Genomic DNA, 17,116 nt, shown 5'->3' on the forward strand with positions numbered 1-17,116 from the left:
GTTCCGCCTCGCCGCCGGGCGGCCGGTGCCCGAACCCGGCAGGTCCGGCGCGGCCGGAGCCGGACAAGGCGCGGGCGGCGGCTTCGGCTCGGGCACCGCGTGGCACGGCGCGGGCGAGCGCCCCCGCTGCCCGGTCCTGGTCGTCCGCACCCTCGACCCGTCCCTCGCACCCCTGCTGCCCGCACTCGCGGCCCTGGTCGCCGAGACCGGCAGCGTCCTCTCCCATCTCGCCGTCCTCGCCCGCGAGTACGACGTACCCACAGCCGTGGGCGTCCCCGACGCGGTCGAACGCTTCCCGGAGGGGACACGGATGTCCGTGGACGGGGGAACGGGGGCGGTGGACGAGATACGCGTGACGGCCTTGGCCGAGGCGACGGAGCGCGTCACGGAGGGGGCCGGGGGCAGCGTGCGTACGGACTCGGCTGGAGGCGGCGCGAGCATGGACGCGCCGGCCGGTCCCCGCGACGGTGACGGCCCGCTGCCGCCCGGCTGTCCCGACTACCGGGAGGGCATGGCGTCATGAGGTACGTGAGCTACCTGTTCGGCGGCCTCACCGCCGCCTCGGCCGCCACCTACAGCGTGGTCTACCTCACCCGCTGGGAGTGGCAGCGCGCCCTCATCTGCGGGGTGCTGCTCCTGGTCGTCGAAGGTCTGCTCGTCTGCACGGTGCTCCTGAGCCGCCTCGGCCGCCTCGAACGGCAGGTGGCCGCATCGGGAGAGCGCACCGAGGAGGTGTGGCGCAGGCTGCGCGAGACCGGCGCGGAGCAGCGGGGCTCGGCACGGTTCCGCTGGCTGGAGCCGTACGACCCCGACGGCACCCACCGCACGTACGTCTTCGTGCCCGTCCTGATGGCGGCCGGAGTGCTGCTGTCCGGCGTCGCGTGGATCGTACAGAAGATCGCGGCGGCCACCGCCCGCCACGGAGCCGAACGCCGGCTCGCCGGGCGTCTCACCCGGCTGACCGCGCCCCCGCTGAACGAACTCGGCGTTCTCTCAAGGGAGTTGGAGGAAACCCAGGCCGTGCCACGGCCCCGCGCCGCCCGGGCGTTCGTCGTGACCGCCGTCGTCGCGGCGTGCGGACTGCTGCTCGCCCTCCTCGTGGACACGCTGTCCGACGCCACGCAGACCCGCCCGGGAACGGCACACGGCTCCGCCGCGACCACCGTCGTCTACCAGGTCGAGGTGCGCGGCACCGACAGCGCGGACGCCCGCGCGCTCGCCGCGCGCGAGCTGTGGGAGCGGTGTCGGCGCTCCACTGCCGCCCTCAACGTGCGGGCACCGCTGACCCGTCTGGGGACGGACGTCTGGGCCGGGGTGATACGTCCCGCCCTGTCCGAGCACGACGTCATGCGGCTCAGCGGATGTCTTGGCGACACGACAGCGCAACGCACCCGGGCGAAGGTACTCGGCGAGAGCCAGGTGCGGTCCGGCCACCGCGACGAGTGAGGTGCCAGGGGGCATCAGGGGTGTTGAGCGGGGCCAAAGTGCCTGGTGAGACGGCCGGAGCCGGTCGCCGGGGGTGCTGGACGCGGGTAGCCTGAAAGGCGCGGGGGCCACCCTTCCCCGTGTCCCCGTCCCCGCTTCCTTCCGCCCCGATCCGGCCCGCGCCCACGCGTACGCCGTCAGGTGGTGACCGTTTGTCGTCCGCTGCCGCACCCGCCCGTGCCGCCGCCCTCCTCGCCTCCGCGCGCGCCGCCGGTGCCCGGGCGTGGGGCGGACTGAAACCCCGGCACCCGATCACACGCCGCGCGCTGAAAGCCGTCGTCCTGTGCGTCCTCGGCTACACGGTCTTCTGGCTCACCTCGGCCCTCGGCGTGCTCGCGGTGTCGGCCTGGGCCGGTGAACACGCCCCGGACGACGGCGAATTGGCCGGCATCAAGCACTTCCAGCCCGTCGACGACCGGCTGTGGCGCGGCTCCGCGCCCAGCCCGGACGGCTACCGGGCCCTCGCGGCGCACGGCATCCGCACCGTGGTGGACCTGCGCGCGGAGGACCTGAGCGGCGCCGCGCTCGCCCAGCCGAAGCGCACCGGACTGCACGTCGTCCGCATGCCGATCCGCGACGGACAGACCCCCGACGGCCGGCAGGTGGACCGTTTCCTGCGCGTCGTCGCGGAAGCGGACGGGCCGGTCTTCGTGCACTGCGGCGCGGGCGTCGGCCGCACCGGGTCGATGGCCGCCGCCTATCTGGTCCGCACCGGGCAGGCCACGTCCCGCCAGGCGGCGCTGCGCACGCTCGCCGTGGGCCCGCCGTCCCTGGAGCAGATCTACTACGTGCTGAGCGCCGACCGGCACGCCAGCCGGCAGCCACCCGGAGTCGTCTCGCTGATCAGCCGCATCGCCGACGCGCCCCGCCGCATCAAAGCCTCGCTCTGAGAGCCTGTCTTCGAACCCCCGCTAGTCGTCGCTGAGCCGCTTCTGCAGGAGCGTGACCGCGTACCGCCCGGCGACGCCGCCGTCCTTGGCCGGGAGCTCGCCGACGTCCTCGTACCCTGCGTCTGCGTAGTACGCCCGCAGCCGCGGGTTGTTGGCGCGGCAGTCCAAGCGGCACAGGTCGCGCCCGGCGGCGCGGATGCGGCGCTCGGCGTGGGCGAGCATGCGCCGCCCGGTGCCGGCGGGCGCGACGAGGCGGTCCGTCATCAGACGGTGCACATAACCCGCGGTCGGCGGCTGCGGGCCCCAGGCCGCCGGGTCGTCCCACCACAGCTCCCAGGCGCCCGCGACCGGTCCTTCCGGGCCGAGCGTCGCGATCCAGATCTCGCTGTCCGCGAGGCGGGCGCGGAAGTACTCCTCGCCCAGCTCGCCCGGCTCCCACTGGGCGATGCCCCGCGCGATCTGCCAGCGCGCCGCCTCGTCCCGCAGCCGTACGAGCACAGGGGCGTCGGATGTGTCGGCGCGCCGGAAGGACAGCTCGCGCCCGGCCTCCGGCTCGAGCAGATTCCGGCGCAGCGCGGCCACCAACTCGTCGTCGGCGCCGAGGAGATGGGTGGCGTACGCGCGCAGGGAGCCGTACCGCTCGGCCATCCCGGCGAGGAACAGCCGCATGACCTCGGCGGGCGCGCGCCCGTAGCCCGGCCACACCCGGTCCCGGTCGGGGTTGGCGGCGCGCCAGTCCGCGAGGAGACGGTCCGATGCCAGCTCGGTGAGGGCGAAGTCCTCGACGATGTCGGCCTCGGCGACGCCGAGCAGGGCGAGCACCAGGGCGGCGAGCAGGCCCGTGCGGTCCTTGCCGGAGGCGCAGTGGAACACCACCGGGCCCGCCCCGCCGTCGGCGATCACTTCGAGGGCGCGGCGCAGCTCCTTGACGCCGTCCTCCGCGACCTCCAGGTAGCGTTCCGCGAGGTACGGACCCGTCGCCACGTCCGGGCCCAACGAGGGCTGGTCGTAGGGGCGGTGCTCGATGCTCAGGTTGTGGTAGGCGAACGACGGGTGCCGGGGGACCCGTCCCTTCGCCTCGATCTCCCACGGATAGCGCAGATCGATGACGGTGCGGACACCCAGGGCGAGGAAGCGGTCCCAGTCGGCGTCCCGCAGCTTGCTCAGCGAGTCGGACCGGTACACCTGCCCCCACCGCACCCCGCGGCCGTCCTCAGTGACATAGCCGCCCAGGTCACGGAAGTTGTGCAGCCGCCGGAAAGGTATGTGTCTCTTCACAGTGCGGCAGCCTACGTCCGTGCGGGCCGCACGCGCCGCGACGAAGATCACCGGCTGTCCGGGCGTGCGTTTCGCGCCAAGGAGCCTGGACAAAGCGGCCTTTCCGTGCTCTGTCCCGGCCCCGGCTACCGGCCGCCTACCCGTACGGGCTTCGCCACCTGTGGAACCTGCTTGAGGGAGATGCCGAAGTGCGTCTCGTACGCCGCAAGGACCTCGGTGTCCGTGGCGAGTTCCGTGACGTCGCGCTCGCCGCCGGTGGTGACGGTGAGCTTGTTGCCGCCGAGCGTCACGCGGCCGGTCTCGGTGACGAGGCTGCACACCAGCGACTGCGTGAAGTGCGACTTCGGTGACGTGCGGTGGTACCACGCGCCGGAGACGAAGTCCTCCAGCGCGCGCGGACGCTGGTCGATCACGTACTGCGGCTTGCCGTCCTTGAAGACGTCCAGGTCACCGCCGGGCGCGTCGGCGATGCGGAACGTGCCGCCGGGGTCGCCCTGTTCACCGCGCTCGGACAGGTCGAGCGGCAGGTGGCTGTGGGTGCCGAAGCCGATGTCGGCAAGGCGGTCACCGCCGTCCTCCGTCCGTACCCGCAGCGCCAGGTGGTCGTACGGAATGCCCGGCAGGCCGTCGTCGCCGTACACCCGGGCCTGCAACAGCGTGACCTCGAAGCCGAGCGCGGCGAGCAGCGCCGCGAAGGCGCCGTTGAGTTCGTAGCAGAACCCGCCGCGCCGCCGGTCGACGACCTTCGCGAGCAGGTCCTGCTCCGTGAGGTCGACCTCCTCGCCGAGGTGGATGGAGAGGTTCTCGAAGGGAACGCTGCGCACATGCGCGAGGTGCAGCTCGCGCAAGGCCGACGCGGTCGGGGCTGCGGGGCGCTCGACGCCGATGCGCCGCAGATAGGCGGCTGTCTGTGCGGTATCCATGGGCCAAGTCTCGCCGTCCGTGACGGGCGGGGCCACCAACCACGGAAGGGGCGGCCCCCGTTCCCCGGCCCTAGGGCTTTGGCTTCCCCGGTCCTAGGACTTCGGTCCCGCCCGGCCCGGCTCCCCGAGCAGCCCACTGACCTGGGGAAACGCCGGGCGGGGCGGCGCGTCGGCTGGTGTGCTCCGGTCGGCGAGGAGCGCCAGGGCCGCGCGCGACGCCGACCCGGGGACCGTGTGCGCGACCACGACGGTCTGGTCGTCCGCGGTGCGCAGGGCCTGCTGGGTGACCGTGACGGCGCCGATCAGCGGGTGGTGCATGGCGTGCGGCGTCGCGTCGCATGCGCGTACCTGGTGGTCCGCCCACAGGCCGCTGAACTCGGCGCTCTTCATCGTCAGTTCACCGATCAGGGAGGCCAGCCGCGCGTCGTCGGGGTGGCGGCCCACCACCTCGCGGAGGTTGGCGACCACCGACCGCGCCTTCGTCTCCCAGTCGGCGTACAGCGCGCGCGTGTCCGGGTCGAGGAAGACGAGCGCGGCCATGTTGGGGCGGTTCGCGGCGTGGTCGGGGCCGTCGGCGGGCAGGTGGGCGGCGAACAGGGCGTGGCCGAGGGCGTTCCAGGCGAGGACGTCGGTGCGGCGGCCGAGGACGACGGCCGGTACGTCCGCGAGGGCGTCCAGGAGGTGCCGGGTGGCGTCGCTGAGGTGTTCGTCGGGCGGGCGGCGCAGGCCCTTGTGCCGCCGTGCGGCGCTCGCCGCCAGATCGTGCAGGTGACGGCGCTCCGACTCGTCCAGGCCGAGGGCGCGGGCGAGGGCGTCCAGGACCTCCGGCGAGGCGTTGTGGGACTGCCCCTGTTCGAGCCGGGAGTAGTACGAGGCGCTGACTCCCGCGAGCAGGGCCAGCTCCTCGCGGCGCAGCCCCGGCACGCGGCGCCGCTCGCCGTACGTCTTGAGCCCGATGTCGTCCGGGTGCAGCCGTGACCTGCGGGCCTGCAGGAACGCGCCGAGCGTGCTCTGTCCGTCCATGCGGCCCAGTATCGGCCCGGGGCGCGCCGGGAGCCTGACCCTGCGAGGGGTAGGCAGCGGCGGGTGTGGCTGCGCCGCTGCGGCCGCCGGACGGTGGGTCCATGAACCGGACAGCGAACCAAGCGGCAAACCGAGCGGTGGACCGGACAGCGGACCAGGCACCGGATCAGGCACCGGATCAGGCACCGGACGTCGTCCTCGGGCGGACCGTCGACCGCGTCGAACTGGGCGACGTCAGCGTCACCCGCGTCATCGAGTACTGCGGACCGGTCGGCCTGACCCCCGCCACCTTCTTCCCCGGCATCCCGGCCGACGCATGGCGGGGCGAGGAGGCCGCCTGGCTGCGGCCGGACTTCCTCGACGGCGGGACCGGCGTCGTACGCTCCGCCGTCCAGACCTGGCTGCTGCGCAGCGAGGGCAGGAACATCCTGATCGACACCGGGGTCGGCAACCACAAGGAGCGGCCCTACAGCCCGGTGTGGGCCCACCGGGACACGGGCTATCTGGACCGCCTGGCCGCCGCGGGCGTCACCCCGCAGGACGTGGACGTCGTCGTCAACACCCACCTCCATGTGGATCACGTGGGCTGGAACACCCGCCTGGAAGGCCGGAGTTGGGTCCCGACGTTTCCCCGCGCCGTCCACCTGATGGCCCGGGACGACTTCGACTTCTGGAACCCGGCGAACGGGCACCGGTCGGTGCTGGGCCGCGGGAACCAGAACGTGTTCGAGGACAGCGTCGCCCCCGTCCGCGAGGCGGGCCAGACCCTGCTGTGGGAGGGCAGCCACCGGATCGACGCCAACCTGCGCCTCGACCTCGCCCCCGGCCACACCCCCGGCTCGTCCGTGGTGACGCTGGAGTCGGGCGGCGACCGGGCGCTGTTCGTCGGCGACCTCCTGCACAGCCCGGCGCAGGTGCTGTGGCCCGACTGCAACAGTTGCTTCTGCGAGGACCCGGCGGGCGCCCGCACCACACGGCGGCGGCTGCTCGGCTGGGCCGCCGACCACCACGCCCTCGTCGTCCCCGCCCACTTCGGCGGCCACGGCGCCCTGGAGGTCGCGCGCACGCCGGGCGCCTTCGCTCTCAAGGCGTGGGCGCCCCTGAGCCGGGCGTCCGGCACGGAGCGGAGGGAGGGCGCGGCCGCATGAACCGCACGCATCCGCCGGTGGCCACCGGCCCCGTGGTCACCACGGCCAACGGCCCGGTACGCGGCTTCGTACGCGACGGAGTCGCCGCCTTCCTCAACATCCCGTACGCTGCACCGCCGCGCGGCGCCGCCCGGTTCGCCGCGCCGGAGCCGCACGCGCCGTGGACCGCCGTGCGCGACGCCACCACGCCGGGGCCGACCGCGCCGCAGGGCGAGCGCCGACTGGGCGGCCTCGACATGTCGCCCTACTTCGGCCCCGGCTGGGTCCGCGGCGACGACTACCTCACCGTCGACGTGCGCACCCCGGCCGCGGACCGAGGGGTGGCCGAACGGCCCCTCCCGGTCATGGTGTTCGTCCACGGGGGCGGCTTCGTCGCCGGGTCCACGAGGGCGGCGCTGTACGACGGCTCGGCGCTCGCCCGGGACGGCGTCGTCCTGGTGACCCTCAACTACCGCCTGGGCTTCCAGGGGTTCCTCGACCTGCCGGGGGCGCCCGCGAACCGCGGGCTCCTGGACGTGCGGGCCGCCCTGCGCTGGGTGCGCGACGAGATCGCCGCGTTCGGCGGGGACCCGCACGCGGTGACCGTCTTCGGGCAGTCCGCCGGGGCCACGCTGGTGGCCGCGCTCCTCGCGGACCCCGAGGCCACCGGCCTCTTCCGGCGCGCCGTCGTGCAGAGCGGCAGCGGGCTCGGCGCGTTCAGCCCCGAGCAGGCCGCCCGCGTCACCCGGGCCGCGGCGGCCGCGCTCGGCGTCGAGGCCCGCGCCGGGGCGTTCGCCGCCGTCCCCGACGAACGCCTCGTCGGCATCACACCGTCGCTCACGGGCCTCGATCTGCGCACGGCGAGCCACACCGACCCGCTCATGGGCCTCAGCCCGCTCGGCCCGGTGCTCGCCGAACAGCCCGCCCACGCCCTGGCCGCACGCCCCGGCACACCCGATGTCGACCTCCTCGTCGGCACCACCGCGCAGGAGGGCAACCTCTACCTCGTGCCCCAAGGCGCGTACGCCGCCTCGACCGCCGCCGACGTCGAGGCCACCGCGGCCCGAGCGCACCCGCGCCCGGCGGAGCTTGTCGCCGCCCACCGCGCGGCCCGGCCCGGCGCGTCCTTCGGCGCACTGCGGTCCGGCATCCTCGCCGAGGCACTCTTCGGCGCGGGCAGCCGGGCCCTGGCCGACGCCCACGCGGCCAAGTCCCCGTCCCGCACGCACCGTTACGTGTTCGCCTGGCGGTCGCCCGCCCTCGGCGGAGCACTCGGCGCCGCCCACACCGTCGAGCTGCCCTTCGTCTTCGGCAGGACCGACCTGCCCGCGCTGTACGGCACCGACGGCGTCCTCGGCCCGGCCGCGCCACCGGCCGCCGCGGCCCGGCTCGCGGAACTCTCCGGCCGGATGCGGGCGGCCTGGGTCCGGTTCGCCGCGACGGGCGACCCGGGCTGGGAGCCGTACGACGACCGGCGCAGGGCGACGATGCGCATCGACGTCGCGTGGACCCCGGCCGACGATCCGGATGCCGCCGAGCGGGCCGCGTGGGGGCCGGGGTATGTATAGTCGGGCTACGCCGCGCGGCACCTGTCCGCGCGAGCCCCACGAAGGAGGTGAGCCCGTTGCGTACGACTCCGCGTACGACCGCAGCCGACCGCACCGTCCGGGCCCTCCTGGCCGCCAACTGCGTCTGAACGCACGGCAGTTCGCCCAGGAGCGCACGGCTCGGCCCGCGCCGAAGCATTCCCGTACTCCTGAGCGAAGGAACCATGACCCTCAAGCCTTTCCGCATCGCCGTGTCCGACGACGTCCTCGGCGACCTGCGCGCACGACTGACCCGCACCCGTTTCACCACCGCGTCCGACGCCGCGCCCTGGGCGGCCGGCACCGACCCCGCGTACCTGCGTGACCTCGTCGCGTACTGGGCCGACGGCTTCGACTGGCGTGCCGCCGAAGCCGCGCTCAACGAACTGCCGCACCACGTCGCCGAAGTGGCCGGGAGCAGCGTGCACTTCGTGCGGCTGCGCGGCCGCCGCCCCGAGGGGGCGCCCGCGCCGCTGCCGCTGGTCCTCACCCACGGCTGGCCGAGCAGCTTCGTCGAGATGCTGCCCGCGGCGCGCCGCCTGGCCGACCCGGCCGCGTACGGCGGCGACCCCGCCGACGCCTTCGACGTGGTCGTCCCCTCGCTTCCCGGATTCCTCTACTCCGGCCTGCCGCAAGGGCCGTTCACCCGCCGGGGCGTCGCCGAGACCTGGCACTCCCTCATGACCGAGACACTGGGCTACGAGCGCTACGGGGCGTTCGGCGGCGACATCGGCGGCGGTGTCACGCAGTGGCTCGGCGCGCTGTACCCCGACCGGGTAGCCGGTGTGCACATCACCTCCGCCGTCGTCAGCGCCGACTTCGACAAGGAGCCGCCGACGCCCGCCGAGCAGACGTACCTGGACGCACTGGCCGCCTATGACATCGGTGACCAGGGCTACAGCGAGATCATGTGCACCCGCCCCGACACGGTCGCCGCGGCCCTGATGGACTCGCCCGCCGGGCTGCTCGCGTGGATCGTCGACAAGTACCGCGACTGGAGCGACTGCGACGGCGACGTCACCCGGCGCTGGGACCGGGACACCCTGCTGACCGTCGCCACCCTCTACTGGGCCACCGGCAGCATCGGCTCGTCCTTCCGGCAGTACTACGACTACCACCTGAACCAGCCGATGCCGCCCGTCACGGCCCCCGCAGCCGTCACGCTCAGTCACGAACCGGCGTACGCCGACTACCCCAGGAGCCTCGCCGAACGCGTCTTCACCGACCTGCGGCACTGGAGCACCCCGCGCCGCGGCGGACACTTCATGGCCCACGAGGAACCGGACCAGGTGGCCGCCGAACTGCGGGCGTTCTTCGGCCCGTTGCGGCGCGGGGGCCACGAGGGCTAGCCCGGCGGGACTCCGCAGTGGTGGGTCGATATAGGCTGTACGTTCTGTTTCTTTCTGCTTCTTTGCAGCTTGTGACCCACCCGGAGAGTAATCAGTGACCGTAGCCATCGTCGCGCCCGAAGCAGCTGAACCGGTCGGCACGCGGGAACTCGTGGAGCGTGACGCCCGCGAGTTCGGGGCCTACGCGCGCACCGGCGGCTGGACCTTCGGACTGAAGGTGGCCCGCAGCGTGCGGCCCGGCGGGCAGGCCGCCGACGAGACGCCGAAGCTCTCGGCGAAGGAGTTCGCCGATCTGGCCGGCTGCTCCGCCGAGCGCGTCATGCGCTACTACAAGGCATGGGACAAGGCCGCCGACGACGGGCTCGTGCCCCACTTCGAGGCGCTCGCGCCCGGCCAGGACGTCGAACTCCCCGACGCCGACGTCTGGTTGACGTACTACGTCCCGCGCTCCAGCGCCACCTCCGCGCGCGGCACCGCGATCACCGCGGCCGCCGAGGCGGAGGGCATCCGCCCCACCAAGGCCCTGGAGGTCGCCGAGAACCCCACCGCGCTGCGCGCGGCGATCCTCGCCGACCCCTCCACCGCCCAGGCCGCCCGGCACGCGCTGCTCGACCGGCTCAAGGAGGACCCGGCCCTGCAGACCGAGCTGGCCCGCGACATCGCCCGCACCGACGACCTGAAGAAGGCCGTCGCGGGCGAGGCCAGGGCCGCCGACCGCATCGAGTACGTCCGCAAGGTCGCCGAGGAGGGCCAGATCCGCACGCCCGCCGGGCAGACCCTCGACGCCCCCGCCGAACTGCGCGCCGAGGCCGAGCGGCACCTGTCCCTCCTCGACGAGCTGGACGACTCCGAGGAAGCCGGCGAGTGGGCCGCGGAGGCGTACGACACGGTGAAGACCCTCGTCGCCGAGACCGTCGAGGCCGACCCCGAACTTCGCGTGCAGGAGCGGCGCACGAAGTTCTACAGCAGCCTGCAGAAGGCCACCAAGGTCTTCGAGGAGCTCACCCTCGACGACGCCGTCGACTTCGACGCCCTCTACGAGGACGACATGGTCCAGCGCCTGGAGGAGCTCCAGCAGGCCATCAACACCTGCATCACCGCGCTCCGCAAGGCGTCGGAGACGCGCTGACCGCTCCGCCCGGGGGAGCCTGCCGCCCGCCGTCGCCGGGCTCGCGGTGGGGGATCGGGTTGTGCCTCCCCCGGGGACAGCGGATTCTGTAGGGAAGGAACGGGGCTGGTGCGGCGTCATGACGGCATGGAACGCGGAGCGAAGCGCTGACTTTCGTGGTCCCCTCGACGTCACCGGGGCGGCCACGGCGGTGGTCGACGCCCAGGACGCGGTCATCGGATGGAGCCTCGCGGCGGAGCGGCTCCTCGGCTATCGGCCGCAGGAGATCGTCGGCCGGCCGCTGACCACGTTCCTGTCGCGACCCGGCCCGGAACCGTCCGTCCCGGATCTGCCGCCCGAGATCCGCGGGAACGAGATCCGCGTCGCCCGGCACCGGAACGGGCGCGAGCTGATCGTGGCCATCGCGGTGTGTCCCCTGCCGGGCGCCGGCCCCGCGGCGCGTGTCCTCGTCGTGGCGGAGCTGCAGGATCTCCGGCTGTGGGAATCCCGGCTGGCCCTCCTGCACGGGCTGGCCACCCAGTCGCCCGTCGGTCTGGCGATCTACGACTCCGACCTGCACCTGACCTGGTGCAACACAGCGTACGAACAGGAGATGGGACGACCGCTCGAAGAGTTCCGCGGCGCCCGGCCCGATGAGTTGTACTCCGAGGGAAAGTTCGTGACCAAGGGGCATCCGCCCACGCTCGACACGGTCATGCGCCACGTGCTGGACACGGGAGACTCATTTCTGGACCTGCACTTCCAGGGCCGGCCGCCCAGCGACCCGGAGACGGACCACCTCTGGTCGTGCGCCTACTACCGGCTCCAGGACGCCGACGGACACGTGTTCGGTGTGTGTGAGGACGCCTTCGACATCACCGATCGCCACCGGGCCCAGCGGCGGCTGGCCCTGCTCGTCGAAGCGGGCCGCGGCATCGGGACCGCCCTCGATGTGACGGTCGTCGCCGAGAACATCGCTGAAGTGGCGGTACCGGAATTCGCCACCACCGTCACGGTCGACCTCGCGAAGGCGGTGCTGGAGGGCGAGGTGCCGCCCACGGGCAACTCGGCGGCGATGTCTCTGGTGCGGGTCGCCCACTGCTCGGCCGAGGACGACGACCAGGAAAAGCCGGGACCACGGCCTTCTCCGCTCGCGGACCGCCCACCCGTGGACTACCCTCCCGGTTCGCCGCAGGATCGCAGCCTCTCCTCGGGCGGGCTCGTACTCGACGGCGCGGCCCTGGTCGTGCCGCTGCGGGCCGGGAACAGCACGCTGGGACTCATCACCTTCCTGCGCGGCACGGGGCCGGCCACCTTCGACAGCGGCGAAGTCGCGCTGGCCGACGAACTGGTCGCCCGAACGGCTGTGTCCATCGACAACGCCCGCCGCTTCACCCGTGAGCGGACCGCCTCCCTGGTCCTCCAGCGCCAGTTGCTGCCGCGACACGTGCCGGAGCAGTCGGCGGTCGACCTGGCCTACCGCTATCTGCCCACGGACGACGTGACGGGGGTCGGCGGTGACTGGTTCGACGTCATCCCGCTGTCCGGAACCCGCGTCGGGCTCGTGGTCGGGGACGTGGTCGGACACGGGCTGCAGGCGGCAGCCACCATGGGACGGCTGCGGACGAGCGTACGCGCGTTCGCCCAGATGGACATGGACCCCGTCGAGCTGCTGTCGCGGCTCGACGATCTGGTGGCGCAGTCGGCGGAGGAGCAGCGGGCCGAGCTGGGAACGCCCGACGGCACCTACACCGACGTGACCACCGGCGCGACCTGTCTCTACGCGGTCTACGACCCGGTTTCGCGGCGCTGCGTCATGGCCAGGGCCGGGCACCTGCCACCGGCGGTCGTCGGCCCGGACGGCAAGCCGTCGTTCCCGGACCTGCCGGCGGGCCCGCCCCTCGGCCTGGGCGGCCTGCCGTTCGAGTCGCTGGAGATCGAGCTGCCCGTGGGCAGCCTCCTTGCTCTCTTCACCGACGGCCTGGTCGAGGCCCGCGACAGCGACATCGACCAGGGACTCGACACTCTGGGACGGGTCCTCAGCGACCGGCACGCGTCGCTCGAAGAGCTGTGCGACCGGGCCGTGGCGGAACTCCTGCCGGGCGGCTCGACGGCCGACGACACCGCCCTGCTGCTCGTCCGCACCCGCGAACTCGACACGTCACAGGTCGCCGAATGGGAGCTGCCCGCGGAACCGGTCGCGGCGGGCAAGGCGCGGGAGCTGGCCACCCAGCAGCTGCACCACTGGGGCCTCGAAGACCTGTCGTTCGCGACCGAGCTCGTCGTGAGCGAGCTGGTGACCAACGCGGTCAGGTACGCCGAAGGGCCGATCCAAGTACGCCTCATCCGTGACCGCACCCTCCTGTGCGAGGTGGCGGACACCGGCCATACCTCACCCCACCTGCGGCACAGCGGCGAAGAGGACGAAGGCGGCCGCGGCCTGTTCATCGTCGCGCAGCTCGTCCAGAGGTGGGGAACGCGCTACACCCCCTCCGGCAAGACCATCTGGACGGAACAGGCGTTCCCGGCGACGTGAGCCCGGGGTGGTTTGCGCCCCTTTGTGCCAGGGGAGCCGGAGATACAGAGGTGATCGCGATGCTTGATCCCGGAACCGACGTGGCAGAGCCGTGACCCGCGTACGGAACGTGGTCGCGGGCCCCCAAGGACGAACGCTCGGAGTGAGTCACCATGCGTCTTTCATTTCTGCAACCCCTCCTGGACCGGCCCGGCCCCTGGGCGACGGTGTACTTCGACCCCGGTCAGGCGGACGAGGCGGGCGCGAAGCGCCGTGAACTGTCCGTGCGGGAGATGTGCCGGACCCTGGAACAGGAAGGTGCGGACGAGCCCACCGTCGCGGCGGTCCGCGAGGGCCTGACGGGGCTCTCGCCCGCCGAGGACCCCGCGGGGCGCGTCCTCTTCGCCACCGGTGGTGAGGTCGTGCTGAGCCACCGGCTGCCCCGGCGGCTCCAGGGCGGCTTCGCCTGCTGGGCCGCTCTTCCGCGGCTGACCCCCTTGCTGGAGCTGTGCGGCCAGGACCCGGTGAGCCTGATCGCCTACATCGACCGCACCGGCGCCGACTTCGAGCGGCGGACCGCGGCCGGCCCGCGGGACTGCGGGCATGTCGAGGGAGCGCAGTGGCCGGTGCACCGCACCGCCACCTCCGACTGGTCCGAACGGCACTTCCAGCTCAAGGTGGAGAACACCTGGGAGCACAACGCCGCGGAGATCGCCGAGGCGCTGGCCGCGGCCTTTGAGGAGTCGGGCGCCGACCTCGTCGTGCTGGTGGGCGACCCCCGTGAGCGGCCGGCTGTGCGCGACAAGCTGCCGGAAGCCGTTCGCGCCGTGACGGTCGAGACGGAGCACGGTGGCCGCGCCGCCGGTTCGGGCTCCGCGGCGCTGGAGGAGGCCATCGAGAACGCCTGCCAGGAGCATCTGCGCCGGCACGTCGGCGAGGTGCTCGACCGCTTCCGGGCGGGCCGCGTGGGCACCGACCGGCCCGCCGACGCCGTGGAGGGCGTGCCCGCGGTGGTGGACGCCGCCCGCGAGCACCGCATCGACACCCTGTTGGTCCGGCCCGACGGGCCTGACCTGCACCGCGAGATGTGGGCGGGCACCGATCCTGACCAGCTGGCGGTGCGGCGGACCGACGCCGAAGCGCTCGGCGACGGCGCGCCCGTCTCCGTACGCGCCGACGACGCGCTGCTGCGTTCAGCGGCGGCCACGTCCGCCGACGTCCTGATCATTCCGTTCGAGGAGGTGAGCGACGACATCCCGGCCGGAGGACTCGGCGCCCTGCTGCGCTGGACGTACGAGCCGAGTGCGGCCTGAGAGGCGGCAGCGGGCCGAGCCGGTGAGGCGGCAGCGGGCCGAGCCGGTGAGGCGGCAACGGGCCGAGCCGGTGAGGCTGCCCGGAAATGTGGGCTGCCGTCTCCGGGGGGCTCTGTGAAACGATCAACCACATGGTGTCTGTGAGCGATCTCCTGCCGGTCGAGGCGATCCGGCTCGACGTGGCGGCCGAGGACTGGCGTGCCGCGATCGGCGCCGCGGGCGACCTGCTCGTGGCGACGGGCAGCAGCACGGACGCGTACACGGCGGAGATGATCCGGACCGTGGTGGACAGCGGGCCCTACATCGTCGTCGCCCCCGGTTTCGCGTTCGCGCACGCGCGGCCCTCGCCCGCGGTGCTGCGCACCGGCATGTCCTGGGTGCGGCTCGCGCGGCCGGTGGAGTTCGGGCACGAGACGAACGACCCGGTCGACCTGGTCGTGGCGCTCGCCGCCACGGACGCCTCCGCGCACACCGAGGCCATGGCGTCCCTGGCCCGGCTGCTCGCCGACCCCGAGACGGGACGGGCCCTGCGGGCGGCCCCGACGCCTGCGGCGGTGCACGCGCTGCTGGCGGGGGAGCGGCCTCCCCGCGAGTCCGGACCCACGGCCGGGCCCGCCGTGCACAAGATCCTCACCGTGTGCGGCAACGGCCTCGGCACCAGCCTCTTCCTCAAGAACACCCTGGAGCAGGTCCTCGACCGCTGGGGCTGGAGCCGGTACGTGACCGTCGAGGCCACGGACACCATCTCCGCCAAGGGCAAGGCGTCCGAGGCCGTCGCCATCCTCACGTCCCGGGAGATCGCCAAGGCCCTCGGCGACGTCGGCGTCCCCGTGCGGGTCGTCGACGACTTCACCTCCACCACCGAGGCCGACCGCGTCCTGCGGGACACATACGACGTGTAGGCGGGCGCACGCAAGGACGACAGGTAAGGAAGAGCCTTGGACTGGCTGGTATCCCTCGCGAAGTTCCTGGTCAACGAAATCCTCAGCCAGCCCGCGTACTTGATCGGGCTCATCACCGCCGCGGGCCTGATCGCGCTGCGCAAGTCGGCGGGCCAGATCGTCGGCGGCGCGATCAAGGCGACGCTCGGGTTCCTGCTCATCGGCGCGGGCGCCGGCCTCGTCGTGGCCGCGCTCGCCCCGCTCGGCGAGATGATCCAGGGCTCGACGGGTGCGCACGGCGTGATCCCGACGAACGAGGCCATCGTCGGTATCGCCCAGGCCGAGTACGGCTCCCGGGTCGCCTGGCTGATGATCCTCGGCTTCGCCGTGAGCCTGGTCCTGGCCCGCTTCACCCCGCTGCGCTACGTCTTCCTGACCGGCCATCACATGCTGTTCATGGCCACGCTCCTGACGATGGTGCTCGCGACGGCCGGGCAGCGCTCGTGGGTCGTGGTCGTCGTCGGCGGTGTGCTGCTCGGCATCATGCTGGTCGCGATGCCCGCCTTCGCGCACCCCTGGACCAAGCGCGTCACCGGCAACAACACCGTCGCCATCGGTCACTTCGGGACGGCCGGGTACGTCGTCGCCGGCGCGACCGGCCAGGTGGTCGGCCGGCGCAGCCGCTCCACGGAGGACATGAAGCTCCCCGAGGGCCTGCGCTTCCTGCGCGACTCGATGGTGGCCACGGCCCTGTCCATGGTCCTCATCTACCTGATCATGTCGCTGGTCCTCCTCGCCAAGGTCGGCAAGCAGAGCGCCTTCAAGGCGTTCGCCGTCGACGGCGGTCCGGCGGCGCCCGACGTCGGCGCGTACGTCATGCAATCGGTCATGCAGGGGCTGCAGTTCGGCATCGCGGTCGCGGTGATCCTCTTCGGTGTCCGTACGATCCTCGGCGAGCTGGTGCCCGCCTTCCAGGGCATCGCGAACCGCGTCGTGCCCGGCGCGGTGCCGTCCCTGGACGCGCCGATCGTCTTCCCGTACGCGCAGAACGCCGTCCTGGTCGGCTTCATCTCCAGCTTCGTCGGCGGCCTGGCCGGCCTCGGCCTGCTCGCCTGGATCTTCGAGCCCGCCCTCGGCCTCGCGCTCGTGCTGCCCGGCCTGGTGCCGCACTTCTTCACGGGCGGCGCCGCCGGGGTCTACGGCAACGCGACGGGCGGCCGGCGCGGCGCCGTCGTCGGCGCGTTCCTCAACGGCGTCCTCATCACCTTCCTGCCCGCCCTGCTCCTGAAGGTGCTCGGTGCCTTCGGCAAGGAGAACACCACGTTCGGCGACGCCGACTTCGGCTGGTTCGGCTCCCTCGTCGGCAACGCCGCCAAGGCGGGCACGGTGGGCGGCGCCGTCCTCATGCTGCTCATCGGCGCGGTGATCCTGGCCGCCGCGATCGTCGTGCAGAAGCGGGTCGTGGAGACGGGCTGGGACCCGGGCGCCCGACGCGACGCACTCCTGCCCCGCCCGGCCGGGACGGCCACCGCCGGACCGGACGCCGGTGCCGCGCCGCCTTCGGGTACGTACGCGAGGATCGCCCCGCCGCCGGGCGCACCGAAGCCTCCGCCGCCGCCCGGGACGGACGCCTGACGC

General features: G+C 73.3%; 14 protein-coding genes. 11 read left to right on the top strand and 3 right to left on the bottom strand.

Annotation, left to right across the window (positions count from 1 at the left end; translation table 11 throughout):
- From STRAU_RS09215 to STRAU_RS09225, 3 genes are all read left to right on the top strand, one after another.
- Positions 1–523, top strand: a 523-nt coding sequence (locus STRAU_RS09215) for a PEP-utilizing enzyme (RefSeq protein ID WP_037658374.1), incomplete at its 5' end; no start/stop codon positions are given.
- The gene (locus tag STRAU_RS09220) at positions 520–1,446 is read left to right on the top strand and encodes a hypothetical protein (RefSeq protein ID WP_016640001.1); all 927 of its coding nucleotides are present in this window, start codon (positions 520–522) and stop codon (positions 1,444–1,446) included. The genes STRAU_RS09215 and STRAU_RS09220, both read left to right, overlap by 4 nt.
- 191 nt (positions 1,447–1,637) lie before the next feature.
- Positions 1,638–2,375 carry a fused DSP-PTPase phosphatase/NAD kinase-like protein gene (locus STRAU_RS09225; protein WP_016640002.1) on the top strand — a complete coding sequence of 246 codons (738 nt, stop codon included), beginning with the start codon at positions 1,638–1,640 and terminating at the stop codon, positions 2,373–2,375.
- A 21-nt stretch (positions 2,376–2,396) separates the two neighbouring features.
- Here STRAU_RS09225 and STRAU_RS09230 read toward each other — a convergent pair whose 3' ends face one another.
- The 3 genes from STRAU_RS09230 to STRAU_RS09240 all read right to left on the bottom strand — a co-directional run bounded on the left by STRAU_RS09230 (position 2,397) and on the right by STRAU_RS09240 (position 5,599).
- Positions 2,397–3,653 carry a GNAT family N-acetyltransferase gene (locus tag STRAU_RS09230; protein ID WP_037658413.1) on the bottom strand — a complete coding sequence of 419 codons (1,257 nt, stop codon included), beginning with the start codon at positions 3,651–3,653 and terminating at the stop codon, positions 2,397–2,399.
- 125 nt (positions 3,654–3,778) lie between these two features.
- The gene (locus tag STRAU_RS09235) at positions 3,779–4,576 is read right to left on the bottom strand and encodes an arylamine N-acetyltransferase family protein (protein ID WP_037658376.1); all 798 of its coding nucleotides are present in this window, start codon (positions 4,574–4,576) and stop codon (positions 3,779–3,781) included.
- Between the two features lie 93 nt (positions 4,577–4,669).
- Positions 4,670–5,599 carry a helix-turn-helix domain-containing protein gene (locus tag STRAU_RS09240; RefSeq protein ID WP_016640005.1) on the bottom strand — a complete coding sequence of 310 codons (930 nt, stop codon included), beginning with the start codon at positions 5,597–5,599 and terminating at the stop codon, positions 4,670–4,672.
- Positions 5,600–5,736: 137 nt separating this feature from the next.
- Between STRAU_RS09240 and STRAU_RS09245 the strand changes: the two genes are divergently transcribed.
- From STRAU_RS09245 to STRAU_RS09280, 8 genes are all read left to right on the top strand, one after another.
- Positions 5,737–6,747, top strand: coding sequence for an MBL fold metallo-hydrolase (locus STRAU_RS09245; RefSeq protein WP_016640006.1), 1,011 nt, complete (start codon positions 5,737–5,739; stop codon positions 6,745–6,747).
- The gene (locus tag STRAU_RS09250; RefSeq protein WP_016640007.1) at positions 6,744–8,294 is read left to right on the top strand and encodes a carboxylesterase/lipase family protein; all 1,551 of its coding nucleotides are present in this window, start codon (positions 6,744–6,746) and stop codon (positions 8,292–8,294) included. The genes STRAU_RS09245 and STRAU_RS09250 overlap by 4 nt, the downstream gene beginning before the upstream one ends.
- A gap of 203 nt (positions 8,295–8,497) precedes the next feature.
- Positions 8,498–9,661, top strand: a complete 1,164-nt coding sequence (locus STRAU_RS09255) for an epoxide hydrolase family protein (protein WP_016640008.1) — start codon at positions 8,498–8,500, stop codon at positions 9,659–9,661.
- 94 nt (positions 9,662–9,755) lie between these two features.
- Positions 9,756–10,790 carry a hypothetical protein gene (locus tag STRAU_RS09260; RefSeq protein WP_016640009.1) on the top strand — a complete coding sequence of 345 codons (1,035 nt, stop codon included), beginning with the start codon at positions 9,756–9,758 and terminating at the stop codon, positions 10,788–10,790.
- A gap of 118 nt (positions 10,791–10,908) precedes the next feature.
- The gene (locus tag STRAU_RS09265; protein ID WP_016640010.1) at positions 10,909–13,305 is read left to right on the top strand and encodes a SpoIIE family protein phosphatase; all 2,397 of its coding nucleotides are present in this window, start codon (positions 10,909–10,911) and stop codon (positions 13,303–13,305) included.
- A gap of 152 nt (positions 13,306–13,457) precedes the next feature.
- Positions 13,458–14,597, top strand: coding sequence for a baeRF2 domain-containing protein (locus STRAU_RS09270; RefSeq protein WP_016640011.1), 1,140 nt, complete (start codon positions 13,458–13,460; stop codon positions 14,595–14,597).
- Between the two features lie 131 nt (positions 14,598–14,728).
- The gene (locus STRAU_RS09275; protein ID WP_037658378.1) at positions 14,729–15,499 is read left to right on the top strand and encodes a PTS sugar transporter subunit IIAB; all 771 of its coding nucleotides are present in this window, start codon (positions 14,729–14,731) and stop codon (positions 15,497–15,499) included.
- Positions 15,500–15,535: 36 nt separating this feature from the next.
- Positions 15,536–17,113 carry a PTS ascorbate transporter subunit IIC gene (locus STRAU_RS09280; RefSeq protein WP_016640013.1) on the top strand — a complete coding sequence of 526 codons (1,578 nt, stop codon included), beginning with the start codon at positions 15,536–15,538 and terminating at the stop codon, positions 17,111–17,113.
- Positions 17,114–17,116: the final 3 nt, after the last annotated feature.

Source organism: Streptomyces aurantiacus JA 4570, from assembly GCF_000414115.1.
GTDB lineage: Bacteria > Actinomycetota > Actinomycetes > Streptomycetales > Streptomycetaceae > Streptomyces > Streptomyces aurantiacus_A.

What these genes read in the sequence shown, in the direction of transcription:
- STRAU_RS09265 (WP_016640010.1), top strand. Translation starts at nt 10,909, where the DNA reads ATGACGGCATGGAACGCGGAGCGAAGCGCTGACTTTCGTGGTCCCCTC.
- STRAU_RS09220 (WP_016640001.1), top strand. Translation starts at nt 520, where the DNA reads ATGAGGTACGTGAGCTACCTGTTCGGCGGCCTCACCGCCGCCTCGGCC.
- STRAU_RS09235 (WP_037658376.1), bottom strand. Translation starts at nt 4,576, where the DNA reads ATGGATACCGCACAGACAGCCGCCTATCTGCGGCGCATCGGCGTCGAG.
- STRAU_RS09275 (WP_037658378.1), top strand. Translation starts at nt 14,729, where the DNA reads ATGGTGTCTGTGAGCGATCTCCTGCCGGTCGAGGCGATCCGGCTCGAC.
- STRAU_RS09255 (WP_016640008.1), top strand. Translation starts at nt 8,498, where the DNA reads ATGACCCTCAAGCCTTTCCGCATCGCCGTGTCCGACGACGTCCTCGGC.
- STRAU_RS09270 (WP_016640011.1), top strand. Translation starts at nt 13,458, where the DNA reads ATGCGTCTTTCATTTCTGCAACCCCTCCTGGACCGGCCCGGCCCCTGG.
- STRAU_RS09250 (WP_016640007.1), top strand. Translation starts at nt 6,744, where the DNA reads ATGAACCGCACGCATCCGCCGGTGGCCACCGGCCCCGTGGTCACCACG.
- STRAU_RS09240 (WP_016640005.1), bottom strand. Translation starts at nt 5,599, where the DNA reads ATGGACGGACAGAGCACGCTCGGCGCGTTCCTGCAGGCCCGCAGGTCA.